The sequence below is a fragment of the Mobiluncus mulieris ATCC 35243 genome, from assembly GCF_000160615.1.
Classification (GTDB): Bacteria; Actinomycetota; Actinomycetes; order Actinomycetales; family Actinomycetaceae; genus Mobiluncus; species Mobiluncus mulieris.
On the sequence record NZ_GG668518.1, the window covers coordinates 986095 to 1009521 of the forward strand.

General features: G+C 52.0%; 20 protein-coding genes. 9 read left to right on the plus strand and 11 right to left on the minus strand.

Annotation, left to right across the window (positions count from 1 at the left end; translation table 11 throughout):
- Positions 1-67 precede the first annotated feature (67 nt).
- The 3 genes from glgX to HMPREF0577_RS04175 all read left to right on the plus strand — a co-directional run bounded on the left by glgX (position 68) and on the right by HMPREF0577_RS04175 (position 4325).
- Complete coding sequence (gene glgX / locus HMPREF0577_RS04165) at positions 68-2215, plus strand: glycogen debranching protein GlgX (RefSeq protein ID WP_004012436.1); 2148 nt, start codon at positions 68-70, stop codon at positions 2213-2215.
- A gap of 132 nt (positions 2216-2347) precedes the next feature.
- The gene (locus tag HMPREF0577_RS04170) at positions 2348-2914 is read left to right on the plus strand and encodes a DUF3000 family protein (RefSeq protein WP_004012439.1); all 567 of its coding nucleotides are present in this window, start codon (positions 2348-2350) and stop codon (positions 2912-2914) included.
- 142 nt (positions 2915-3056) lie between these two features.
- Positions 3057-4325, plus strand: a complete 1269-nt coding sequence (locus tag HMPREF0577_RS04175) for an HRDC domain-containing protein (RefSeq protein WP_004014970.1) — start codon at positions 3057-3059, stop codon at positions 4323-4325.
- Here the strand turns inward: HMPREF0577_RS04175 and HMPREF0577_RS04180 are convergent.
- Positions 4317-5312: a DUF5692 family protein gene (locus HMPREF0577_RS04180; RefSeq protein ID WP_004012441.1), complete on the minus strand. Its 996-nt coding sequence runs from the start codon at positions 5310-5312 to the stop codon at positions 4317-4319. The genes HMPREF0577_RS04175 and HMPREF0577_RS04180 overlap by 9 nt on opposite strands.
- Positions 5313-5499: 187 nt before the next feature.
- Between HMPREF0577_RS04180 and HMPREF0577_RS04185 the strand changes: the two genes are divergently transcribed.
- Complete coding sequence (locus HMPREF0577_RS04185; protein ID WP_004014968.1) at positions 5500-6720, plus strand: DUF5692 family protein; 1221 nt, start codon at positions 5500-5502, stop codon at positions 6718-6720.
- A gap of 57 nt (positions 6721-6777) precedes the next feature.
- On the opposite strand, the gene HMPREF0577_RS04190 is transcribed toward HMPREF0577_RS04185, so the two are convergent.
- The 5 genes from HMPREF0577_RS04190 to HMPREF0577_RS11975 form a co-directional block, all read right to left on the minus strand.
- Positions 6778-7062, minus strand: a complete 285-nt coding sequence (locus tag HMPREF0577_RS04190; RefSeq protein ID WP_244854353.1) for a MerR family transcriptional regulator — start codon at positions 7060-7062, stop codon at positions 6778-6780.
- 17 nt (positions 7063-7079) lie between these two features.
- Positions 7080-7853: a hypothetical protein gene (locus HMPREF0577_RS04195; RefSeq protein ID WP_004012444.1), complete on the minus strand. Its 774-nt coding sequence runs from the start codon at positions 7851-7853 to the stop codon at positions 7080-7082.
- A gap of 190 nt (positions 7854-8043) precedes the next feature.
- On the minus strand, positions 8044-10137 hold the full coding sequence (gene dxs / locus HMPREF0577_RS04200) for a 1-deoxy-D-xylulose-5-phosphate synthase (RefSeq protein ID WP_004012445.1): 2094 nt from the start codon (positions 10135-10137) through the stop codon (positions 8044-8046).
- 153 nt (positions 10138-10290) lie between these two features.
- Complete coding sequence (gene acnA / locus HMPREF0577_RS04205) at positions 10291-12975, minus strand: aconitate hydratase AcnA (protein WP_004012446.1); 2685 nt, start codon at positions 12973-12975, stop codon at positions 10291-10293.
- 130 nt (positions 12976-13105) lie between these two features.
- Complete coding sequence (locus tag HMPREF0577_RS11975) at positions 13106-13234, minus strand: hypothetical protein (protein ID WP_004012447.1); 129 nt, start codon at positions 13232-13234, stop codon at positions 13106-13108.
- Positions 13235-13580: 346 nt separating this feature from the next.
- On the opposite strand from HMPREF0577_RS11975, the gene HMPREF0577_RS04210 reads away from it, so the two are divergent.
- Positions 13581-14117 (plus strand): peptidase inhibitor family I36 protein, encoded by a 537-nt coding sequence (locus HMPREF0577_RS04210; protein WP_004012448.1) that lies wholly within the window; start codon positions 13581-13583, stop codon positions 14115-14117.
- A gap of 158 nt (positions 14118-14275) precedes the next feature.
- The gene (locus HMPREF0577_RS04215) at positions 14276-15097 is read left to right on the plus strand and encodes a hypothetical protein (RefSeq protein ID WP_004012449.1); all 822 of its coding nucleotides are present in this window, start codon (positions 14276-14278) and stop codon (positions 15095-15097) included.
- Between the two features lie 87 nt (positions 15098-15184).
- On the opposite strand, the gene HMPREF0577_RS04220 is transcribed toward HMPREF0577_RS04215, so the two are convergent.
- The 3 genes from HMPREF0577_RS04220 to HMPREF0577_RS04230 form a co-directional block, all read right to left on the minus strand.
- Positions 15185-16180 (minus strand): hypothetical protein, encoded by a 996-nt coding sequence (locus HMPREF0577_RS04220; RefSeq protein WP_004012450.1) that lies wholly within the window; start codon positions 16178-16180, stop codon positions 15185-15187.
- A 154-nt stretch (positions 16181-16334) separates the two neighbouring features.
- Positions 16335-17024 carry a response regulator transcription factor gene (locus HMPREF0577_RS04225; protein ID WP_248613683.1) on the minus strand — a complete coding sequence of 230 codons (690 nt, stop codon included), beginning with the start codon at positions 17022-17024 and terminating at the stop codon, positions 16335-16337.
- Positions 17002-18174, minus strand: a complete 1173-nt coding sequence (locus HMPREF0577_RS04230; protein WP_004012452.1) for a hypothetical protein — start codon at positions 18172-18174, stop codon at positions 17002-17004. Before HMPREF0577_RS04230 ends, HMPREF0577_RS04225 begins: the two co-directional genes overlap by 23 nt.
- A gap of 361 nt (positions 18175-18535) precedes the next feature.
- Here HMPREF0577_RS04230 and HMPREF0577_RS04235 point away from each other — a divergent pair, with 361 nt between their 5' ends.
- From HMPREF0577_RS04235 to HMPREF0577_RS04245, 3 genes are read left to right on the plus strand one after another with little or no spacing between them, the layout of a single operon-like run.
- On the plus strand, positions 18536-19756 hold the full coding sequence (locus HMPREF0577_RS04235) for a peptidoglycan-binding domain-containing protein (protein ID WP_004012454.1): 1221 nt from the start codon (positions 18536-18538) through the stop codon (positions 19754-19756).
- The gene (locus HMPREF0577_RS04240) at positions 19753-20421 is read left to right on the plus strand and encodes an ABC transporter ATP-binding protein (protein ID WP_004012455.1); all 669 of its coding nucleotides are present in this window, start codon (positions 19753-19755) and stop codon (positions 20419-20421) included. Before HMPREF0577_RS04235 ends, HMPREF0577_RS04240 begins: the two co-directional genes overlap by 4 nt.
- Entirely contained in the window at positions 20411-21643 is a 1233-nt protein-coding gene (locus HMPREF0577_RS04245; RefSeq protein ID WP_004012456.1) for an ABC transporter permease, read from the plus strand. Before HMPREF0577_RS04240 ends, HMPREF0577_RS04245 begins: the two co-directional genes overlap by 11 nt.
- A gap of 39 nt (positions 21644-21682) precedes the next feature.
- Here the strand turns inward: HMPREF0577_RS04245 and HMPREF0577_RS04250 are convergent, their stop codons facing one another.
- Positions 21683-22387 (minus strand): response regulator transcription factor, encoded by a 705-nt coding sequence (locus HMPREF0577_RS04250; protein WP_004012457.1) that lies wholly within the window; start codon positions 22385-22387, stop codon positions 21683-21685.
- A gap of 25 nt (positions 22388-22412) precedes the next feature.
- Positions 22413-23427 (minus strand): sensor histidine kinase (locus tag HMPREF0577_RS04255; RefSeq protein WP_004012458.1); only part of this gene is annotated, 1015 nt, incomplete at its 5' end.

Below are 23427 nucleotides of genomic sequence, written 5' to 3' on the forward strand. Positions count from 1 at the left end.
ATGAACCCGAGAATACCGCCACACCCGCAACCACCCGCAACGACGGAAAGTGTGAGAAGCTAGACGTATGGAAATCTGGCCTGGAAAACCCTATCCCCTCGGTGCCACTTATGACGGATCTGGCACCAATTTCGCGCTCTACTCGGCGAATGCCAAAAAGGTAGAGCTGTGTCTCGTTGACGACGACGGACTGGAGATGAATCGCCTGGAGCTAACCGAAATCGACGGGCACGTATGGCACGGCTACGTGCCGAATCTGCGGCCCGGACAACACTACGGTTACCGGGTTTACGGATCTTATGACCCCGCCAATGGCAAACGTTTCAACCCCAGCAAACTGCTTTTGGATCCCTATGCCAAGGCCATCGCGGGCGACCTAGACGGAGACATGTCGATTTTCGCTTATCCACCCGGAAATCCCGACGGCTACAACAACGACGATTCCGCCACGCACACCATGCACTCGGTGGTAATTAATCCTTTCTTCGACTGGGGAAACGACCGTCATCCCGGCCTGGAATACCCCGAGTTGGTGATTTATGAAACCCATGTCAAGGGCATGACCATGCTAAACCCCGCCATACCCGAGCGACTGCGCGGCACTTACGCCGGAATTGGACACCCCAAAAACATCGAATATCTGCAACACCTGGGAATCAACGCTCTGGAGCTGATGCCGATACACCAGTTCGTCACCGATCCCTCACTGCAAGAAAAAGGACTGACTAACTATTGGGGATACAACACTATCGGATATTTTGCCCCGCACAACGCGTATTGCTCGGAACCACAAACCGACAATCAAGTCGAAGAATTTAAACAAATGGTAAAAAACCTACATTCGGCGGGGATAGAAGTAATTCTGGATGTTGTTTACAACCACACCGCCGAAGGTAACCACCTCGGCCCCACTCTGTCCTTTAGAGGCATCGACAACGAGGAATACTATCGCCTGGTCGAGGGCGACAAGGCGCATTACTTTGACACCACCGGAACTGGAAACTCCCTGTTCATGCGCTCACCGCAAGTGCTGCAGCTAATTATGGATTCGCTACGTTACTGGATTACCGAGATGCACGTCGATGGTTTCCGTTTCGATTTAGCCTCGACCTTGGCACGTGAACTCAGCTCGGTGGACAAGCTTTCGGCATTTTTCGACATCATCCACCAAGACCCGATAATTTCACGCGTCAAGTTGATTGCCGAACCCTGGGACGTGGGCGAAGGGGGCTATAACGTCGGCGGTTTCCCGATTCTGTGGTCGGAATGGAACGGGAAATACCGCGACACGATTCGCGATTATTGGCGCGGAGAACCGGCGAAACTCGGGGAATTTGCCTCACGTTTTTCGGGTTCGGCAGATCTCTACGCTCACACCGGGCGCCTGCCGGTGGCTTCCATCAACTTCGTCACCGCCCACGACGGGTTCACGCTGCTAGACCTGGTCAGCTACAACGGAAAACACAATGAAGCGAACGGGGAAGGCGGCGCGGACGGCGACAATAACAACCGTTCCTGGAACCACGGTGCCGAGGGATCGACCGAGGACGAAAATATCAATGAGCTGCGCCGCCGCCAACGCTACAATTTCTTGACGACTTTGTTGCTGTCCCAGGGAGTGCCGATGATTTCTCACGGAGATGAGCTGGGACGCACCCAGAGCGGGAATAACAACGGGTATTGCCAAGACAATGAAATCACCTGGATTGATTGGAGCCGCGAGGCACGCGACGAGAAAATGTTCGATTTCACCCGCAAACTGATTCGACTACGTCGCGAACACCCGGTGTTCCGACGCCGCCGTTTCCTGGCTGGGGACGCGGCTCGCGGGGGTGAATCTGACCGTGGGGATATCGAATGGTTCAGTGTTACCGGCGAACACATGACCGACGAAGAATGGACCACAGCTTTTGCGAAAGCATTGACAATCTGTCTGAACGGGAATTCTATTGATGAACCGGATATTCGCGGGGAACGTGTGATGGACGATGATTTCATTCTGATGTTCAATGCCTCCGAGACTGACATTGATTTCACTATGCCCCAGTGGGCACACGCTTTTGAGTGGTACCAGCTAATTGACACAGCGGACAATGAACAACCAATTTGCACCCGTTTCGATAACCGACTGCATATTGGTTCCCCGAAATCCATCACGGTAAAGTCGCGTTCCATGGTGGTTTTGGGTTCTCCCGTCGAAGCCGACGACTTGTGAGTTTACGCCTGTGTCCCGCCGCGCCTCATGAACCCGACTCTGCACGGCGCCGCCACGCCCGCACCACGCAATTCCGCCAAGTTTGCGGCGTGGGAAAGGGAATTAGCTCAAAGCGCTCAATAGAGTGAACTCATGACCAATGCTAAGCTACCCCCCGCCTGGGAGCTAGCTTTGCTGTCTTTGCGCGAGGCTCACGCCCAAATCCCAGCGCATGTCTCGGTTCACGAGGTTCCCGCGCCCAAGGAAATCGCTCCTTTCGCGGCCGCTATCAGTGGGGAAACAGCGCTGCATGTCGCGGCAGAGACTCCAGCTGTCGGTCGGCTGGTATTGCTCTTTGACCCCCAGGAACAGCCCGGTTGGGGCGGCCAGTTTCGGGTGGTTGCCCTGGTGGCATCCGAAACCGAGTTGAATTTGGGGGAAGATCCGCTGGCTGGTGAGGTGGCTTGGTCTTGGTTGCGCGATGCTTTGGCGGGGCGCGAGGCGCATTATTCTCACCTGGTAGGCACGGCTACCGCTACGATTAATCGTTCTTTCTCGGGTGATTCTTTGCGTGGCACTTCCGCTAGTCTCGAGATTCGCGCCTCGTGGACACCGACTTCCTATGATTTATCGGCGCATTTTCTGGCGTGGGTGGACACTTTACTGCAGTCCACAGGTTTTTCTCCAGAGGAAAACGTGGTCGGCTTGCGTAGTCTCTAAGGGATTTCCGTTTCATGAGGTGCCATCCGTTTTCCCGGATTCAACTCGGATTCCCCGACTTCTTTAATTCAGTATCCCTTCCCAGCCGCTTCCAGAGCGGCAAATACCGCTGAACAGCCAGGCAAGATACGATTAACTGGTTATGACCAAAGACTTAGTATCGAAATCCGAACATTCATCCTCGACTCGCGAGTCAGCTTCCAACCGTTCCTATCGTTTGGTGAAGCACCCCCAAGAGCCCTTGGAGGGCGTGGTAAACACTCCCCCGGCTTTGGCGCGGGTTTGCGAACTGGTGGCGGCGGGCAGCGGGTCGGTGGCTTTGGACACCGAACGAGCCGGGGCTTTCCGATATTTCCAGGGTGCCTATCTGGTACAGCTACGCCGGGAAGACACGGGGACTTTTCTGATTGATCCCACGGCTTTCCCCGATTTGGAGCCTCTCGGCGCGGCGATTGGCAAGGCCGAGTGGATTTTGCATGATGCCACTACGGATATGCCGTGGCTAGCCGAGATTGGGATGCGACCCAAACTGTTATTCGACACGGAGTTGGCCGCAAAATTGTTGAATTTCGAGCGTTTTGGCCTGGGTTCCTTAACCGAGCAGGTTTTGGGAATCATGTTGGAAAAGGAACATTCCGCCGCTGACTGGTCGACGCGACCCTTGCCGCAAAGTTGGTTGGAATACGCCGCTTTGGATGTCGAGTTTCTGGTTGACTTACGCCAGGCTTTGTGGTTGCAACTCGGCGAAGCCGGCAAGGATGACTGGGCGGAACAGGAGTTCGAACATTTACTGTACTTCGAGCCCCCCGCTCCAAAGCCCGACCCGTGGCGCCATGTTCCCGGTTCGGGCAAGGTATATTCACCGCGTAATTTGGCGGCGTTGCGCGAGTTGTGGCAGACCCGCGAGAAAATCTGTGCCGCCGAGAATCTTGCTCCGACCAAGGTGCTTTCCAATCCGGCCTTAATTGCTTTGGCGGTGGCTTTACCTCGCGGCAAGCGCTACATGAATTCGATAGAGGCGTTTCGTAACGACCGGGTGGGACGGGAGCGTGCGGATACGTGGTACGCCGCGTTGTCGCGTTCCTATAAGTTGCCGGTTCATGAGTTGCCATCAAAACGTGCCCCCCGCGTTCGCGGTGCGGTTCCCGATGCTAGGAATTTCGCACATAATCACCCCCAGGAAGCCGAGCGTTGGCACCGTTTACGCGACGTGGTAATCCAGATTGCCGCCGAGCTAAATGTTCACAGTGAAGTCATGCTGGATTCCCGCACTACCCGCCGTTTGGCCTGGGTTTTGCCGGATAATGCTCCCGAGCCGCAAGTCTTGGAGGTACTGCAAGCCTCGGAGGCTCGTCCTTGGCAGATTGAACACCTGTTGGATGGGTTGGTCAAAGCCTTACGCTCAGAGTAGTTCTTTCCCCAAGGACTTATTGATGCGCTGACGGTCGAATTCGCTGGCATTGTTACGAGCGATGGCTAGGTTTTCCCTGGTGTCAGCATAGACTTCTTGCCGGAAGGGATTGCGTTTGGTGCTGATAATACGATGGATGTGGATTACAAAAACTACCAGGTTAATTGCCAAGGCCATGGCTGAAATAATGAACAAGGCGGTGGGGTTATGCGCTGAGCGATGCGCAAACATGGAATCGTGCATGAAATGCGGGAAGGTGAGTACTATCGCCGACCAGAAGGTCAGAGTATAGGCGCGGTACTGAATCCAGGCACCTTTCCCGAAGGATAGGAAGGCCGGGATGGTGCAGGACAGCAGCAAGGCCACCCCCGAATACCAGGCTCGATCCGCCAAGCAGTTGTACACATAGGCCACATTCCACACATCATAGGCAATAATCCAGCCCACCGTCAGGTCGCCCCAGATAATCTGGCGGTTTTTGCGGGCAGAAACATAAATCCCCGCCCAGCCGGAAATCATCAGCAGGTTTAGGATGCCCGCGATACCGTTCATGATGTTCCACGGTCCGCCCACGGTCATCAGGTTATTACTGGGGTCAACTCCGTGCAGCCCGTAGCATTGGAAATCACGAATCACGGCTTCCAGGATGTTCACCGACAAAATCAGGGGCGGAATACACAGGTACCAGTATTTGGTGCGCAGTTTCGGGAAATATTGCAAGGCGACTAATGAAAGGGAACCTATCAGCGCCGAGTACTGTTTGACGATGGGGAACCACCCCGCCGAACTGGTTCCAGCGGTGGAGTGCGGCCACCAGAAAATCGTCAGGCACACGGGAATCACGATGAATACCGCCAGCGCCACCCATTTACTGCGAATCGCTAGCCACGCGGTTACCGCCAGACCGGCGATAACCAAGACCAGCATGGCATAGTCCCACCACTCGCCGACTTCAAAGAAAAACAGTGTTGGATAGTCTAGTTTCATTGTTGTCACTCCGTTTCGCGTACGGCGTGAGGCGGAAACTTCTTTGTTCCAGAAAGTGCCCCCACGACCACTTCACAGGGTCTATAATAACCAAGAAATAGCTCTGATGTGACACTTTTGGCTAATGTGTTTCATCAGCACCGCCATATCCGTCAAAGCAGACGGAACGCTCTCGGGAGGTATAACCATGGGATTCATGTGGGAAGTCGGTTCCGGCTGGGTTTATCTGTGTTGGATAGTCGTATTTGGATTGCAGATGCTAATAGCGGAAATCAATCGACGTTGGGTGTGGACGGCTTTCGCGATTTGGACGCTGGGCGGGGTGTTGATTACCCCCTACGTGATTATTCACGGGGTGCCCATGGTGGGGTGGTTCCCCTTCGGTAAGTTCGTGATTATGATTGCCACCGCCACCATGACCGCGTTTTTACTGTTCTGGGGGAAGCGTCACCCGGAGAAAGCCCACCGTTATGCCTTTTGGATGGGTTTTGCTTTGTGGGTGGGATTGGCTCTGAACATCACCGAGGCTAATATCCGCGACATCATGATTTTCTTTGAAAATGATTCTTATCTGGCGTGTGCGTCTAATGCCCAGTGTTTGCAAGACATTGATGCGGCTCGCGCGGTGTCGATGATTAACGGTTTGCCCGAGACTCGGGGGCTTACTTCCGAACCGCTCTCCCCACAGTGGTATCAGGATGTGGCGGCGGTGTTCGCAGCCAAGGGCATCGGGATAGACCCGTCCACGGGATTCCGCACTATTGGCGGGTATTGGAATCTGTTGAGTGCAGCAGCAGGTTTCTTGAATATCATCACAATTACGGGATTAGGCAAGATTTTCATTACTTCCCGGAAAGATGTCAAGGTAAAAGGTTTAATTTGGGCGGATATGGCCTGGCCGTGGATTATTGCCTATGATTTGTGGAATCATGCGTTCTTGTACAACTCGCTGGCGGACTACACTTGGTATTGCACGCTGGCTTTACTCTTGGCCTGTACAGTTCCGGCTTTTACTTGGGCTAAGGGACAGTGGATTTGGTTCCGTTGTTTTACCCTGATGTTTTGGATTGCAGCCAACAATATTCTGCCCGAACTGTTGGTTATCCCTTCTTCGATGACTAACTATGCGACGATGAATCCAGTGGCGAACATTATCTGTTGTTGGGCTGCTTTCCTCTTTAATCTAGGGTTATTCGTGTGGTGGGTGTGGGTTATTGTTGCCAAGCGTCGCAATCCTTTCACCAACTGTCTATTCTTTGAACTCGGTGCCTTCCGCAAAGTAGTAAAGGCTCATGCCGATAACCGCGATAAGTATTTCTTGACTGACCGGATTCCGGAAACCCCCACGGAACTGGGCTTCGAACCAGACACCGACCAGCCTCCCATCGACGCCTGGTCAGTGAAATAAGTGTAGGCGAGTTGAGCATTCAGTCAACTCGCCTACATTATTGGCATGCAAAAATTATCATCCGGTTTCAGAGTTAACATCACTCGACTCACGTTTCATCAATTCTTTCGCGAGGTTAGAGCCATTCGCGTCAATGTTTGCCCGGCGCAAAAGGAGCTTTATTTCTGTCAAGGAACTGATGACCTCTTTATGGAACTTGTATGTGAAGTATGTAGAAAATATCATCCACAGTAATATGATAACCAGAATAAAAAGAAAACCAAAACCTAGAATTTGAGAAAAAACATATGTCAGCCCCATATCGGAAGGTGGAGCTGGTGATACCGGAGAATTCAGACTCATTTCGCACCTCCCCACTGTCACAGCTGCATTCTAATAGAACCGTGAGAATTCGTTACTTGGGGATAGTGAGTTTCTGAAAGATATCCAGCAAAAGTACACTGCGTCTGATAGTTCAAATAAGCTGGGCCGTCAGAATCTTCCATTTGTTTATAGCCATACAACGTAGGAGGCGTGCAGGACATCGCTCCCTGAATGTGAGGGTATGCAGGACGGCTTATAGTTGAACCGTACCCCTGTAACCCTTGATAGTCAAAAGTAACCCTAAAGGAAATCATTCCGTTACTAACAGTTCCGGTGCACCCTATTCCAGCCACCCAACCATTTCCTCCCTGACGACTCTGACACGAAAGATTCATTGAATCACGAAGCATCATACTGTGAATAGGTACCTGTTTCGGTAACACTGTCCTGATGTCAGAGCTGAGATTTTGAAAAGGATAGGTTTCAAGCGATTTGGAACCATCGGAAAACGTACTCACTCTCAGGGTTTGATTTGCCATAAAAGTCTGATATACATCAACAGGCTTTTCTTTATTCATACTTTTAGGTAATATTCCATTTTTGAGCTTATCAACCAGCTTATTGACAATATCGTTTGGTGTATCTAAGTCGCGATGAAAATTAACGAAGTCACGCACACTGTTATCATCAAGTATTGCTGCCTTAGTTTGGACTATAGTGTCTGGAACATTTGCGCCTAACCCTGTCGCACACGCTATCGGAACCCAAGACAACGCCAATAGTGTGACCGATACTCCGACTGCTGTGTTGCGTAGCATGTGTTTAATCATGTCACTTTCCTCCTTGTGAATCTACACTGAATTCCCCTTTATCGTACGCCTCTAACTATGTCATGTCTACGAAACAGCGTTCTTTAACTCGATTTACTGGAATTTTTTAGTATCTTAGCACTCAATCCCTATAAGTCGCACGCTCAGAGTTCTACTCTAAAATCTTAATCGTCGCACGTAGGACAGGATTTCAAAGTAAGGGCGAACGCGACTCTACGTGGGTGCGGGATTTCAGGGAGGCAACTAGTGAATCCGGGGTCAACCCCAGCTCGGCTAAAATCTCGGCGCGGGTGGCGTGTTCCAAAAAGCGTTTGGGGATGCCATAGCTGAGCACCGGCACGAAACAACCTGCCGCCGTCAAGCTATCGCGCAGTTGCGAGCCAAAACCGCCCTCAACCAGGCCATCTTCCAAAGTAACCACCCAATCAAAATCCGGGGCTATCCGGCGCAAATCAGCGCTAATCGGCAGCAGCCAACGCGGGTCAACCACCATGGTTTCGAAATCTGTGGCCAGCATCTGGCCAGCCGTAATCCCCAGGGGCGCGAAAGCCCCGGTAGCGACCAGCAGCATCCGTTGGCGCGGGGAGATGACCTCGGTATTAGTGGCATTAGCAACACCACCGGCAGTAATCTCAGTAGCGCTTGCGCATGACACCGCATCAGCCGACACAGACTCCCCTGCCACCAGCCCCGAAACCACATCCCCAATCACAAAATCTGGGGACTCCCACAGCACATCAAGGCTGCCCTCGCGGCGCAACGCCGGAATCGGCTCGGGCAGGGAACCCTTCGGGTAGCGCACCAGAGTCGGCGCATTGTCCACCAATACCGCTTCGCCCAACTCGTCTCGCAAGGTAGCCTCGTCGCGGGGAGCCGCCAGGTGCAAACCCGGCACGGTTGCCGCCAAGGCAATATCCCACATCCCGTTGTGACTCGCCCCGTCCGAACCGGTCACACCCGCGCGGTCTTCCACGATAGTCACTCCGGCATGGTGCAAAGCCACATCCAGCAACAGCTGATCATAGGCTCGGTTCATAAACGTCGAATACACCGCGAAAACCGGGTGGAATCCCCCGTAGGCCAGCCCGGCGGCCGTCGCCATCGCGTCAGCCTCGGCAATCCCCACATCGAAAACCCGATTTGGAAAGGCCTTTTTAAACGGCAACAAACCTACGGGTTGCAGCATCGCAGCCGTAAGCGCCACGATTTTTTCATCCCGCTTCGCCAGGTGCACAATTTCATCGGCAAAAACACCCGTCCACTCGAAACGCTTAGGTTCAATCGGCAGCCCAGTTTCAGGGTGGATACGGCCGATAGCATGGAAATGATCCGAAATGTTTTGCTCCGCTGGACTATAACCACGCCCCTTTTGGGTAATCACATGCACCAACACGGGTTTACGGGAAGCCAAAAGGCGTGTAAAGGAAAATTCGAGGGCAGCAATGTCGTGCCCGTCAACCGGACCGGTGTAAGTAATCCCAATTTCGTCGAATAACGGCCCGCTCTCGGGGGAAAACCAATCACGCAACCCGGCTTTAGCCGCATGTAAACCCGAATAGAGAAAATTCCCGATAACCCCGCCGCGTCGCAGCGTTTTTTTGCCCCAGCTCAGAGTTTTGTCGTACAACGGAGTGACCCGCAAGGCATCCAGGTGGTGCGCTAAACCCCCAATAGTCGGCGCGTAAGAACGCCCATTGTCATTCAAAACAATTAACAACCGCCCCTCATTTTCATCCGCAATATTATTCAAAGCCTCCCAAGCCATCCCCCCAGTCATGGCTCCGTCACCGATAACCGCCACCACCCAACCGGGGCGATGCGCCAAACGATTGGCTTTCATAATTCCATCCGCCCAAGCCAGCGAGGCAGAGGCGTGAGAGTTCTCGACCACATCAGTCTCGGATTCCGCCCGAGACGGATATCCTGACAACCCCCCGCGTTGACGCAGCAACGAAAAATCCTGGCGTCCAGTCAACAGTTTGTGTACATAGGCCTGGTGTCCCGTATCGAAAACAAAGGTATCGCGGTTCACATCGAAAATCCGGTGCAGGGCAATGGTCAATTCCACCACCCCCAGGTTCGGGCCTAGGTGTCCCCCGGTTTGCGCCACCGATTGCACCAAAAAACGGCGAATCTCGCCAGCGAGCCGGTTGAGCTCCTGATGGTTTAGACTCCGCAGATCATGCGGAGTTGTAATCGTAGGCAGAATCCGCAAATCTGGAAATTCGGAAGCCTGTGAGTCAGACTGGCATTTCTCCGGTTTCGGCTGGTTACACTTAGGCAAAACTCCCCCTTAGAAAGTAATCCATACTATTCTAATGGGTGGCCAGCCTGGATAAATTAACTATCGCCAAAGATTACGGATGGCACCTCATGAAGCCGAAACCAAAGTGAGCAAAACCGCCAATGTCACCGCGAAAACCACGGCGACTTCCACCTATGCCGTCACCAGATTACGCAACACATAACGCAAAATCCCATCGTGGCGATAGTAATCAGCTTCGCCAGGAGTATCAATGCGTACCACCGCGTCAAAGGCAACCTGCGAACCATCAGCCTTCGTGGCCACCACCGCCAGCGTTTTCGGGGTAATGCCCTGGTTTAATGCGGTAATCCCGGTGATATCGATGGACTCAGTTCCATCCAAGCCCAGGGAGTCGGCAGATTCCCCGGCCGGGAACTGCAGTGGCATAATTCCCATCCCAATCAAGTTTGAACGGTGAATCCGCTCAAAAGACTCGGCAATAACCGCTTTTACGCCCAACAAGCGCGTGCCCTTCGCCGCCCAGTCACGCGAAGATCCCGAACCGTATTCTTTACCACCCAAAACCACCAGCGGAATCCCTGCCGCCTGATAGTGCATCGCCGCATCATACACATAGGCTTGCGGGGCGCCTGGCTGGGTAAAATCACGGGTGAAACCGCCTTCTACCCCGTCAAGCAACTGGTTTTTGATACGGATATTGGCAAAAGTGCCGCGCATCATTACCTCGTGATTACCGCGGCGCGACCCATAGGAGTTGAAATCACGGTGTGCCACGCCGTGCGCCCCCAGATACTGCCCGGCGGGGGTTTCCGGCTTGAAAGCCCCGGCCGGCGAAATGTGGTCAGTGGTTACTGAATCCCCCAGTTTCAACAACACCCGCGCCCCTTTGATATCGGTCACGGGCTCCGGCTCCAGTTTCATCCCGTCAAAGAACGGGGCTTTGCGCACATAGGTGGAAGCGTCATCCCAGGTGAAACGATCCCCCTGGGGCGTGGGCAGGCTTTGCCAGCGTTCATCACCAGCAAAGACATTCGCATAATCCTGCAGATACATCTCGCGGTCAATCGTGTCGTCAATCGTGCGCTGCACCTCGGTGGGGTCGGGCCAAATATCGCGCAGAAACACGTCTTTACCCGCTTGATCTTGCCCCAGGGGCTCCGTCTCAAAATCGAAATCCATCGAACCGGCCAAGGCGTAGGCCACCACAAGCGGCGGGGAAGCCAAGTAGTTCATTTTCACATCGGGGCTGATACGCCCCTCGAAGTTACGGTTGCCCGAGAGCACCGCGCACACCGCCAAATCATTGTCGTTAATGGCCTTAGAGATTTCCGCCGGCAGTGGCCCGGAGTTCCCAATGCATGTCGCACAGCCATATCCCACCAGATTAAATCCCAGTTCATTGAGCGGCTCCCACAGTCCGGCCTTGTCAAAATAGTTCGTCACCACTTGCGAGCCGGGTGCCACCGAGGTTTTCACCCACGGCTTGGAATTCAGGCCCTTGGCGCGGGCGTTGCGAGCCAACAGGCCGGCCGCCATCATCACCGAAGGGTTGGAGGTGTTGGTGCAAGAGGTGATAGAGGCAATCACCACCCGCCCGTTATCCAAGTCGGTTTGGGTGCCATCGGCTAAGGTCACTTCGACTTTACGATGCGGCGCCGAGGCATAGGCCGGTACCAAGGTTTTCTCGAAAGCACCTTTCGCCTCTGAGAGCAGAATCCGGTCTTGAGGGCGTTTGGGACCAGCGATTGAGGGAACCACCGTGGAAAGGTCAAGTTCCAAGTATTCGGAATACTTCGGCTCGAAGCTAGGGTCATGCCACAAGCCCTGTTCCTTGGCATAGGCTTCCACCAAGGCCACGCGCTCGCTGTCGCGCCCGGTCAAACGCAGATAGTCCACGGTAACCTGGTCGATGGGGAAAATCGCGGCGGTGGAACCGAATTCAGGCGACATATTACCGATAGTGGCACGGTTCGCCAGTGGCACCTGAGAAACGCCATCGCCATAGAATTCCACGAATTTCCCGACCACGCCGTGTTCACGCAACATCTGGGTAATCGTCAGTACCACATCGGTGGCAGTGGCTGCGGCGGGAATCGTGCCTTTCAGTTTGAACCCGACTACGCGCGGTATCAGCATGGATACGGGTTGTCCCAGCATTGCCGCTTCGGCCTCGATACCGCCCACACCCCAGCCCAGTACCCCCAGGCCGTTAACCATGGTGGTGTGGGAATCTGTGCCCACGCAGGTGTCGGGATAGGCCTGGACGGTGCCGTCAGGCAGTTCCTTGGTGAATACGGTGCGCGCCAGGTATTCGATATTCACCTGGTGAATAATCCCGGTTCCCGGTGGCACCACCCGGAAGTTGTTGAAAGCGCCCTGCCCCCAGCGCAGGAATTTGTAGCGTTCCACATTGCGTTCGTATTCTTTGTCGGTATTCAGGCGCAGGGCATCGCCGCGTCCGAAATAGTCAATCTGTACCGAGTGGTCGATAACCATCTCGGCCGGGGCGAGTGGGTTGATTTTCTTGGGGTCTCCGCCGAGTGTTTTTACGGCTTCGCGCATGGTTGCCAAATCCACTACGCAGGGCACCCCGGTAAAGTCTTGCATCACGACACGCGCGGGAGTGAACTGGATTTCCTGGCTGGGTTCGGCGTTGGCGTCCCAGTTGGCCAGGGCTTGGATTTGTGCGGCGGTGATATTGGCGCCGTCTTCGGTGCGCAACAGGTTTTCGGCCAGGATTCGCAGCGCATAGGGCAGTTTCTGCAGCCCGTCCACTGCGGCTAGCGAAAAAATCTCGTAAGATTTTGCGCCTACCTGCAGGGTTTTGCGGGAGTTGAAGCTGTTTAAGCTAGCCATGGGGTGACCTCCTGGTTTGTTCCTTACCAAATTTATCTCGATTTCAAGATACTTTTTATAGAGGCATCATGCAACCGTGACGCTTGGGTTTCCGCAGTCTTCAGGGGGTAGCCCCGGTGGTCGCGGGGGCTTAAGTGGGTTTGACCTGGCTGTTTGTTCTTTCGGGTTCATGAGGTGCCATTTGCATTTCCGGCATTTTCCCTGAACGCATCCCCCGGTTTCGGGTTAGGGAATCCCCGGCAATTCGCAAGCCCTCCATTGCGCAATTCCAGGGTACGGACTATAACCCGAGGGGCTTCCTGTTCGCATCAATTACAAATCTTGCCTTTACCCCAAGTATTTAGCTTCCCCAATGGGACAAATTGAATACGAAGTGAGGTCAACGCAACAGGTTATAAAGCGTTTTGGTTTATTCAGGACAGGAATTTAGGGGCGAAACGCGGGCGCACGCCGCTTCGCAAAGTTATAAATAGGGCACCACCTGGGATTACATGGTTGATATCTAAAATTGGGTAATTTTACCTCTAGTTTCGGGATTTTCGGCTCGTTTACGATGGGTTTTAGCGACAGAAAGTCGCAAAAGATATCGAAAGAAAGGAACAGTAATGAACAACAAAGTCATCTCTTTTGGGATGACAACTATCGCTGCCATCAGCCTATCCCTGCTGGGCGCGCCAGCAGCAACTGCGGTTGATGAACCAACCGAAGACAACCTCACTGTGTTCAACCCCGTTGAAGAACAGTCCAAAGACACAACAACAACCGACCCAAGTGATGAGACTGTCGTACCTGCCGAAGACGGCATCGCCATTCGACAATACTCAGGCTGCCCAGTAGGCTACGCCTGCATCTGGCAGAACAAACACTACAACGGAAGATATTGGTTCCAGAGCAACCATGAGCAGGTTACACCTGACGGCATGAACAACAAAGCCTCATCGGCAGCCGCTAACGGAAGTAAATGCAGAATTACAAGATTCTATGACAGCCCAAGCCCATCTGGAGCATTCTTTATTCTGGACAGCCAACAACACGGTCGCAACTATCAAGACCCAAATCTAAGTAACGGTGCAGGGTACGGGAAAAATTGGATCGAGAATTGGGAAAACCGTATAAGCTACATCCTGTTCGATAAGTGCTGAAATTGGCGAGTTCGATGCAAAAGTCAAGAACATTACTTGTAATTTGCACATTACTGTTGTTAGCGGGGTGTAGCGATAGCTCTCCGGCTAACAACAGTAATGTAGATAACAGCAACCTATCGGGCAAGGCTGTTGAACAATCACTATCAGAAATTGACATGAAAGCAAAGGTTAATCCAAAAGAATCAACCGTTGAACTTCCCGGAGATCGATTCTCCAGATTGACCGATAGCGAGGAAGGCCGGATAGGGGATGCTTTCGTGGTTGCACGTGCCGTTTGCGCACGTTCTATTGGCATAGACTATCCAGTTCCTCGCTTAGGAATCGCGGATGCTCGAGAATACGCTATGTTTAACGAGCTCGGCCCATGGACAGAGGAGATGGCTAATCGTTTCGCGTATACAAGACCTGGGACAATTGCTGATCAAGTGTATAATGGATATATTCCCATGCCGTCTGGTTTTAGCAAAAAAACTGACCCGTTCGATAAGTTGAGTTTAGAAACATTAGATACTGTTACCACCAAATGTGATAATTCCAAAGATGCTAAGCCGTTTAATCAGCAAGAACTATATAAACTGCGGTCTCCTGCCGCTCAGGAATTGGATTTTGATGCGATTCTGAAAAAACTTGCAAACAACAGCAATTATAAGAAGGCCTTAGAGGATTTGAAACAGTGTTATCAGGAAGTTGGTATCCGCTTAGAAGAAAAAAAGGATGGTAAGAACACCTATACCGAGATAGTAGGTGCCGATTACAGGAAAAATAATGAGAAACAGATTACCCTAGCTTTAAAGGATGTGCAGTGTAAAACCAAAGTAGACTTCGTAAATCGTGTCGCCCAGGAGGCCGCCAAACTCCAGGCGCCGATTATCAAGAAAAATATTAAGGAGTTTACGGCTTGGCGCGCCAAAGTTGACGAAAATATCAAGAAAGCCGAGGAATACATCGCCGCTCACCAAGATGTCGTTCTCAAGTGACACACAGAAACAGCTTTCATGATTCAAGCGAGGTTTGGGGCGGGAACCATGGTTCCCGCCCCAAACCTGTGTGCCATATTTGTGGGCTTAGCGAGCCCTGAGCATATTCGGGTGCGAGGCAATGACCTCATCAGCCTTGGCCAGAGCCTTGTCTACCTCGGCACGCCAGGCGACCAGCTTCTGGTGATGTTTGGCAAATCGGGATACCTGTATTTTCGCGGCCTCTTGCGCCACTCGGTTCACGAAGTCCACCTTGGTTTTGCACTGGACATCCTTCCGAGCCAAATCTATCTGCTTATTGTTTATTTTAAGACGATTGGCACCATCTATCACGGTGTGGGTAGGACTCTCATCCTTAGCTTTTTTCACAGTCAAGCCATTTTCCCGGTAACACTGCTTAAGGTCAGCCAAGGCCTCCTTGAACTCGGCTGTTTTACGCAACTCGGGCATTAGATTGCCAAACATCAACTCCCTGCTTTCCGGGGGTCGCAAAGAATCCAGCCTCCCCCGCGAAAACACCTCTGGGTCTAGCTTCTTTTCACACTCCAGGCCAATATAGCCACCAGGTTTAGCCATTTCACGTTGGAACTGTTCTTCCAAAAACCCAGGCGGGGGTGGAATCAAACCGAAATAGACCTGATTTTCAAGTGTTGTCGGGTCAGTGTAAGCAAAACGTTGCGCCATCTCTTCCGTCCACGGTCCGAAGCGGTTGAACATACCGTTCTCGCGGGCTGCGGCTTTACTAGCGTCCGCAATAAAACCATGGGGAGACGGATTTTCGGAATCCCCGTTGTAGTAGTACTCCACACGGTCACAACCGTACTTGGCAATGACTTGCGCATCCTCCAAGCGAGCCAGTTCCCCCGGGAAAAAGTGCGCATAGCGATCAGCGGGCAAAGTCACGGTTGCGGATTGCGGGTCAACCTCAGCGGTAATGGCCATCTTGGACAGTACCTCCTGCGCTTCGGCCTCATCTTCGAGAGTGTTTCCGGTGGTATCCGCTCCACAACTAGACCACACCAAAATGATGGAACAAACAGTAGCTCTGCATTTCTTTATCGTGGAAACCATTTTCTTTCCCATAGCAAACCTTTCGCTAGTAGGTGCAGTACCCGAACCTGGCAACCTCACTGACAGCTGGAGGTTATTCTACCAGACGGTTAGAAACAATCACCGCCCAAAGCGTAGAGTAGAATTACCCAATTTTCCTGGAAGCCACATAACTGCAGGTCAAGGACTATAGCAAGTCCGGTGAAACCTCTACCAGACCAGTAGATAGCGCTTTGAAAGCGAATTCAGTGCGAGACTCGCACGCAGTTACTTCGAGAATTTCCGTAACATAGTTACGAATGGTCTTAACACTGAGGTGAAGTTCCCTAGAGATAGCCTTGTCGGACTTACCGCGAGCAAGGTATGGGAGCAATGGTCTGAAACGTTCGGGTAAGCCGGAGACCCCTTGAGCAAACTCAGGGAAGGAATCCCGAACTTGTATCTTTTTTGAAACATTGGATATCAGCACTTGCTCCGGCTCGCTATCTATCGGTATCTTGCCCTGGACAACGGTGCGCAGCTGAGTCACTAAGTCTTGCATGGTAGAGCCTTTAACCAGAAACCCTCTGGCTCCAGCGCCTAAGGCACGTTCAACATTTTCAGGATGCGGGAAGGCGCTGAGAATTACAGGCTGGACATTGTCGAAATTTTGAACAATTAACTGAAGGGTTGCCAAACCACCGATTCCGGGCATGTCGATGTCCAAGAGGACTATATCGGGCTGAAGTTGCGGAATTAACTCCAAGGCAGACTCGCCACTATCGGCAATTCCAACAATTCGGATTTCGCTACTATGAGAAAGCAAAGTAGCCAGTTGAGAGCTGTATTCTGCATCATCGTCAACTATAAGGATTTCAATCATTGGTGTCGATACCATTTCGCCTCCTATCAATCTGGGAATAGGCTGGAATCAGCGCGCTTAAAAGCCATATATTCTCTGCCTTAGTAGCGACAATACTAGCTTTTTCTTTTTCGAATACCCGATAAAGGTTATTTAGACCAAAATTAGACGTAAGCGATGGTGAAACTGAAGTCTTGGCGTTTATTTCGTTTGAAAGCAACACGTAGAGCGACCCAGCCTGGTCTAGGTGTAAAGAAAACTGTACTTTGGATTTTAGTGAAGAGTATTTGAAAATATTCATAAAACCTTCTCTAAGTAATAAAGCCAGCAATTTCAATTGACCAGTGTCTAGTACGGTGATATCATCATAATTGAAGGTAAAAAGGACTTGAAACCGCCTTTGTTTCAAGAGTATCTTGTTTTGCGCGATAATGTTCCGAATCGTTTCGGACGTGACCTTTTCTTTCATCCCACTAATAAGAAATCTTAGCGAAGCAGATGCTTGTTGAGACAACACCACAATAGACGACCAGTCCCGAGGAGCCTCCGATCCACTGGTTGATAGCACACGTTCTTGTGCTATAATTGACATTAATGCCAAGTTCTTGGCTATGTGGTCATGAAGTTCCGCCGATAGTTCTTGACGAATTTCCCTTTCTTGATTTTCTATTTGCTGTTGGGCGCTGACTAGATTTAGTTGCAAGCTTTCCACCTTCTTAGCGTTTAGTCGTATACCGAGGCCAATGATGAGCGCAAGCGAAAGCTCTAGCACTGAATACTCCAAGTAGAATCGTATGTTCTCATCGGCTATAAAAACGATGTGCAAATGAGAGAGCGCATAGGCAACGACAGTTACTAGATACCACCTATTAGCTATCCATAGGGCTAAAATCGGTATCATTCCTAAATACAAGAAAGTTGTCGGAACGCTAAGAAACGGCACACAATTTGATATCGCATAAAAAATTATGTACAAGACCCCACCAAGAAAAGTAAACTTACCCGCCAAAAACAGAGCTAAACTAAAAAATAGCTCGAATCCAATGATTAGGGCTCTGCCATCGAAATCCAGCCACATAAGTCGAAGTACGTTCATTAGCAGCAATACAAGAGCAATGAGTGCAAACAGCAGGACTTCGAACCTCGTACCATTTCGCCTGGTCATGGTCGTGATAGCCTGGATCATGTTCACCTCAGCTTTTGCCTACTTTCTTTAAACCCTATTCTAAACCAGACTCAAATTCGACAGCTATAGGTAAATTTACCCTATTTTCGAAAATCACCCCGTAGTCCCAGGTGGCGCCCAATTTTATTCAAAAGCTCGAAACACGGCCAGGGGCGTGTTTTCCCGGTTTTCCCGCCCACCCCCAACAACACTGAAAAATTCAAAAATAGCCGCCACCAGGGCTCATACCAAAATAGGGTAATTTTACCTCTAGCATTGAACCACAATTGTTTGGTATGTTGTGTCGGTCTTTGTAAAGAACGTACGTGAAGCAAGCGCTACCCGGCTTTGCAACCCGCTACACCACAACGAAAGGTGACACATGCCACGATTGGCTCAAAAGCTCTACGCCTCGAGAAACGCGTGGGTGGTCGTACTGGTTATACTCTTTGGAGCCCTCATCGCCATCGCGGTGCTCATTAGCCTGCTGGTGCGCTCCCCCAATGAAGCCGCCATCCGCAACTCGCAAAAACTGCCCACCGTCACCGCCAAGGTGGAACACCGCACCCTGAACAAAGCCACCGAAAACCTGGAAGGTGTAATCTCTACCGGTTCCAACCAGAACATCAAGATTCCCGGCGGCACAAACCCGTCCATCGTCACCCACACTGCCGTGAAAGCCGGTGATACTGTGCAATCCGGCAGCGTCCTAGGGCGGGTCTCCGGGCGGCCAGTAATCGTGCTGCAACTGCCCTTTGCCCTGTACCGGGACATCAACGCGGATGATTTCGGCGACGATGTTCGCGCGCTGCAACAAGCCCTGGCCACGCTGGGATTATATCGGGGCGCGATTCACGGACGCTACAACCCGATGACCGCTCATGCTGTGGAGTTACTGTACAAGCGCGCCGAGGCAATCCCGCCCCCCAAACCGCCCACCCCCCCAGAAATAGACCAGCCCACCCCGCAAACCGAGACCATACCCGGGATGACACCTCATGAACCCGCCCCAATAAACCCCACCCCTCCACCACCACCCGCACTCACCCCCGCCCTGAAATCAGAACTGGTCGCACTGCCTGTCCCTGCAGCCGTCGTCCAGAACATCGCCGGGGTCGGCACACCGCTAAACGCAGACCAAGCCCTGGTCACCCTGAAAATCGGCACCCCCACCGTCCGGTTCCGCGCCAAGGTTTCGCAGGTACAAAAACTCGGGGTCGGCACCCGGTTGGAAGTCAAAGACCTGGCGGAAAACACAAAACAAGGCATAGCTACCGTCGCTGCAATCGGGGAATTCAGTACGTCGAGTGACTTGGGCTCCTTCGGGGGACGCGACCTCGTTGCCACCTTGGAAGGAAACACCTCGGCGCTAAAAGATGAGCTGAAAGTAAGCCTCAAACCGGTGGGTGAAACCGAAACAGTCAAGGGAATCTGCCTGCCCATCACCGCGCTGCGCCAAGAGGGCGAAAAAACCTATGTAATCTTGGCTAAAAACCACCAGCATTTCCCCGTGAAAGTCGCCGAAACCATCGACGGATACGCCCTTTTAGCCGGGAAAACCCCGCCGGTCGGCACGGAAGTTATTGTCTCGGTGTCATCATGAGTCTGCTGGCGATACGCAACCTGACCAAAACCTATGCGGTAACCCCGCCGGTAGAGGTGCTGCGCGGCTTGAACCTAGAGGTCGAAACCGGGGAAAAAGTCCTGATTGTCGGGTACTCCGGAGCCGGGAAATCCACGCTGTTGAATATTCTGGGGCTGCTGGATGAACCCAGCGGCGGGGAATACTTGTTTGAAGACGAACACGTTGAACACCTGCCAGAGGCGCGGCGCAATTTTATTCGCGCCCGGAAAATCGGTTTCGTGTTCCAGGATTTCCACGTCCTGGGGCATCGCACCGTCACGGAGAATCTCGAGCTGAAGCTCTCCATCAATCACATCCCCCACGCCCGGCGCGAGACGATGATTGCTGGCGCATTGGAAACCGTGGGGCTGAGCGGGCGCGCCGACGCGCTGACTCGGCTGCTATCCGGGGGTGAAAAACAACGCCTTGCCTTCGCGCGGGCGGTGATTTGCGACCCACAGCTAATTTTGGCCGATGAACCAACCGGGAACCTCGACCAGAAAAACGCGGCGACAATCCTGGAGTTGCTCGACGCGCAAGCCGAAAAGGACGTGACTGTGGTGGTTATCTCGCATGATGAACGCTTGCGGGACTGGGCCGACCGGGTGTTGCGCCTGGAAAGTGGGGTGTTGCATGAGGACTGAAACCCTTGCGGATTACTTCAATGACGTATCCATAGAGCTGAAAGCCCAGGTTTCCCGCACGGTTTTGCTGCTGTCTGCAGTCGCGCTGAGTATCGGGGCTTTAGTGGCATCACTGGGAATCGCCGCGAATGCTGCCCACCAGATAGACGCGGATTTGGCTGCCGCCACCAACCGCACCATCAAAGTGGAATTCAGCGAAGCAGTATCGCTACGTCTCGATGCCGAAGACCGGAACCGCGAACTGCCCGCTGAGGGTGAAAACCCAATCGTCCAGCATTTTCCCGCTGATACCGTGTCACGTATCGCTACCTTGGATACCGTGCAACACGTCGGGATGAGCCTGGAAATGTCCGGGGCGGGCAGTGACCCACTGGTGACCCGCCCCGCCACGGGCTTTCGCAGCGATAACACCCCGGTTCGCGCCGTGACCTCGGGTTATCTGGCTGCCTCGGAGGTGAAAACCACCGGCTCGGTCAGCCTGTTAGACTCCAATCTGCCGGTGGTGTTCTTAGGCAGCGAGATTGCCGCAAACCTGGGGATTCCCCACACCGCCGATTTGACGGGACTGAGCGTGGAGCTCAATCACGTCCAGTTTTCGGTGGCTGGGTTCCTGCACACCGATACGTCCTTGACCCGCGAAATTATCGTGCCCTACCAGATGGGACTACGCTGGGCACGAACCGATGCCCAGGCGACGATTATGGTTCATACCAAGATTGGTGCCGGGACTCCCGTGGCGCGGGTGTTGCGCCATGTGGTCTTGCCCGCCGCCCCGGATTCGCTGGTGACTTCCCTGGTGGTGTCGGCACAAAATGAGCGCGATACTGTCTCTGTTCAGATGAGTCGGCAAATGGTGTGGATTGGCTTGTTCTTGATTATGCTGACGATGCTGCTGATTGCGAACTCGATGGTGGTTTCGGTGACTTCCCGCACCACCGAGATAGGGATTCGCCGTGCCTTGGGCAGTTCCCGGGCGGCGGTAGCCACGGTGTTCCTGGTGGAAGGTTTGTTGCTGGGTTTCCTGGGTGGTCTGGCGGGTTCGGCTTTGTCCGCCTTGGTAGTGGTGGGGGTGTCTTTCATGAGTGGCTGGTCGGCATTTTTGAACTTGTGGTGGATTGCCGCCGGTCCAATCATCGGGTTAAGCGTCGGCCTGGTGGCTTCGGCTTATCCGGCGTGGCGAGCCACCCGGATACAGCCCGCGATTGCGGTCAGGTCTAACTAAGTCGACTAGTCGCAGCAGCGAGTTAGATTGTAGGCTTTGTTATGACTTTTTAAAGCGGCGCCGCGTGAGGTCATCCGGAATTTCTACCAGGCCGGTGGCTAGGGCTTTGAAAGTAAATTCCGTGCGGGAAGAGCATCCGGTAGTTCTGAGTATTTCCAGAATGTAATTATTAACAGTTTTCACACTGAGATGTTGTGCTCTAGCAATTTCTTTATCTGAGAGTCCCCGCGCCAGGTAGGGTAACAGTGGCCGGAATCTTTTGTCTAAGTTATCGAGTCCTTTAGCAAATTCTGGATGGGCACCTTTAACTTTAGCTTTTCGTTGTGCGCTAGATATCAGGACTGTTTGCGGTTCGTTATCTAAGACTGTTTTCCCTCTTCGCACAGCTTGCAAGCCGCCTATCATATCATCTATATCTGAGCCTTTCACTAGAAAACCCCTCGCCCCGCAGCTCAAAGCCTGCTCTACGTAGTCTAGGCGGGGATAGGCGCTGAGTATAACAACCTTAGTTGTAGGAAAACGTTCGACAATTGTTTTGGTAGTTTGGACACCATTCATACCTGGCATATCAATATCAAGCAGTACTATTTCCGGATGGAGTTGTGATATTAAATGTAGTGCTTGGTTGCCAGAATTGGCAATACCGACCACAGTCATTTCTTGTCGTGTCTCGAAAAGTCTTTTCAGTAATGTGGTGTATTCAACGTCGTCATCGACAATGATTACTTTGATACTTTCGTTCATGGAGGTAATTTATCCTGCCTATATCCTAGCGAGCTGCCATTTCTGCTGGAAGCTCAGCAACCAGCATCCAGGTGGTTTCAAAATCTTCTTTGACTAGTATCGCCCCCTCTTTAGCAAAAATGTAATTCAAATTCCGCAGCCCAAATTCAGAAGAATTAGTTTTACCTACCTTACTTTCTGGCGCTATAGTGTTTTCCATAAGAACGAAGATTGAGTTTTGCTGATTCCTGGTAATCTGCAGCTTTGCGCGACTATTTGCCGGCGAGTATTTGAAAATATTCACCAACCCTTCCCTCAGCAGCATCACCAGGAGTCTTGCCTGGGTGTCGTTCAGGGACGTAAAGTCCCTCTTATCGTATATTTGTTTAAGCCTAATCTGTCGTTGCCGAAGTATAAAGCTCCCTTGGTCAATAGCTTCCACGATATCTGCTGGGGTAAAGCTGGTCTTGGTGCCACTTATTAGCATACGCAGCTTAACCCCGGCGCGTTGCGCCGCAGTAGCCACCGCAGACCACGAATCCCGCCTCGCAGCTTCAATTGTTGTCCCCTGATTCTCTTGTGCTATAGTTGATATTACCGCTAAATCCTTGGATACGTAGTCATGCAGCTCAGATGCAAGCTGGATTCTGATGCGGTTTTCTTGTTCGTCCAACATCCTGCACAATCTCTCTACTCTCTCACGAAATTTTGCTATTTTTAGAACAAAAACTCTACTAATACTACCAAAAACTAAAATACAAAAAAACTCAAAGAGAACATAACGTAGATAGCCTTGTAAAGCAGTATTTGCGGTAAATGACGCTGGAATATGGGAAATTACATATACAAAAACAGCGAATAAATACCACCCTCTCGTAATCCATAATACTATAACTGCAACCATTCCAAAATACAACATCCCTGTAGGCTTATTAAGTATAGAGAAAGAGGAAAATATTGCATATAATAAAGCATAAAGCAAGCCACCAGTTACAGGGAACACTCCAGTTAAAGCTAACGAAGTAGCGAAAAATATTTCAAACACTAGTATCAGATAGAAA

Bases quoted from the DNA above. Each gene is read 5' to 3' on its own strand.
- glgX (WP_004012436.1), top strand. From the start codon at position 68: ATGGAAATCTGGCCTGGAAAACCCTATCCCCTCGGTGCCACTTATGAC.
- HMPREF0577_RS04170 (WP_004012439.1), top strand. From the start codon at position 2,348: ATGACCAATGCTAAGCTACCCCCCGCCTGGGAGCTAGCTTTGCTGTCT.
- HMPREF0577_RS04175 (WP_004014970.1), top strand. From the start codon at position 3,057: ATGACCAAAGACTTAGTATCGAAATCCGAACATTCATCCTCGACTCGC.
- HMPREF0577_RS04180 (WP_004012441.1), bottom strand. From the start codon at position 5,312: ATGAAACTAGACTATCCAACACTGTTTTTCTTTGAAGTCGGCGAGTGG.
- HMPREF0577_RS04185 (WP_004014968.1), top strand. From the start codon at position 5,500: ATGGGATTCATGTGGGAAGTCGGTTCCGGCTGGGTTTATCTGTGTTGG.
- HMPREF0577_RS04190 (WP_244854353.1), bottom strand. From the start codon at position 7,062: ATGAGTCTGAATTCTCCGGTATCACCAGCTCCACCTTCCGATATGGGG.
- HMPREF0577_RS04195 (WP_004012444.1), bottom strand. From the start codon at position 7,853: ATGATTAAACACATGCTACGCAACACAGCAGTCGGAGTATCGGTCACA.
- acnA (WP_004012446.1), bottom strand. From the start codon at position 12,975: ATGGCTAGCTTAAACAGCTTCAACTCCCGCAAAACCCTGCAGGTAGGC.
- HMPREF0577_RS11975 (WP_004012447.1), bottom strand. From the start codon at position 13,234: ATGGAGGGCTTGCGAATTGCCGGGGATTCCCTAACCCGAAACCGGGGG.
- HMPREF0577_RS04210 (WP_004012448.1), top strand. From the start codon at position 13,581: ATGAACAACAAAGTCATCTCTTTTGGGATGACAACTATCGCTGCCATC.
- HMPREF0577_RS04215 (WP_004012449.1), top strand. From the start codon at position 14,276: ATGAAAGCAAAGGTTAATCCAAAAGAATCAACCGTTGAACTTCCCGGA.
- HMPREF0577_RS04220 (WP_004012450.1), bottom strand. From the start codon at position 16,180: ATGGGAAAGAAAATGGTTTCCACGATAAAGAAATGCAGAGCTACTGTT.
- HMPREF0577_RS04225 (WP_248613683.1), bottom strand. From the start codon at position 17,024: ATGGTATCGACACCAATGATTGAAATCCTTATAGTTGACGATGATGCA.
- HMPREF0577_RS04230 (WP_004012452.1), bottom strand. From the start codon at position 18,174: ATGATCCAGGCTATCACGACCATGACCAGGCGAAATGGTACGAGGTTC.
- HMPREF0577_RS04235 (WP_004012454.1), top strand. From the start codon at position 18,536: ATGCCACGATTGGCTCAAAAGCTCTACGCCTCGAGAAACGCGTGGGTG.
- HMPREF0577_RS04240 (WP_004012455.1), top strand. From the start codon at position 19,753: ATGAGTCTGCTGGCGATACGCAACCTGACCAAAACCTATGCGGTAACC.
- HMPREF0577_RS04245 (WP_004012456.1), top strand. From the start codon at position 20,411: ATGAGGACTGAAACCCTTGCGGATTACTTCAATGACGTATCCATAGAG.
- HMPREF0577_RS04250 (WP_004012457.1), bottom strand. From the start codon at position 22,387: ATGAACGAAAGTATCAAAGTAATCATTGTCGATGACGACGTTGAATAC.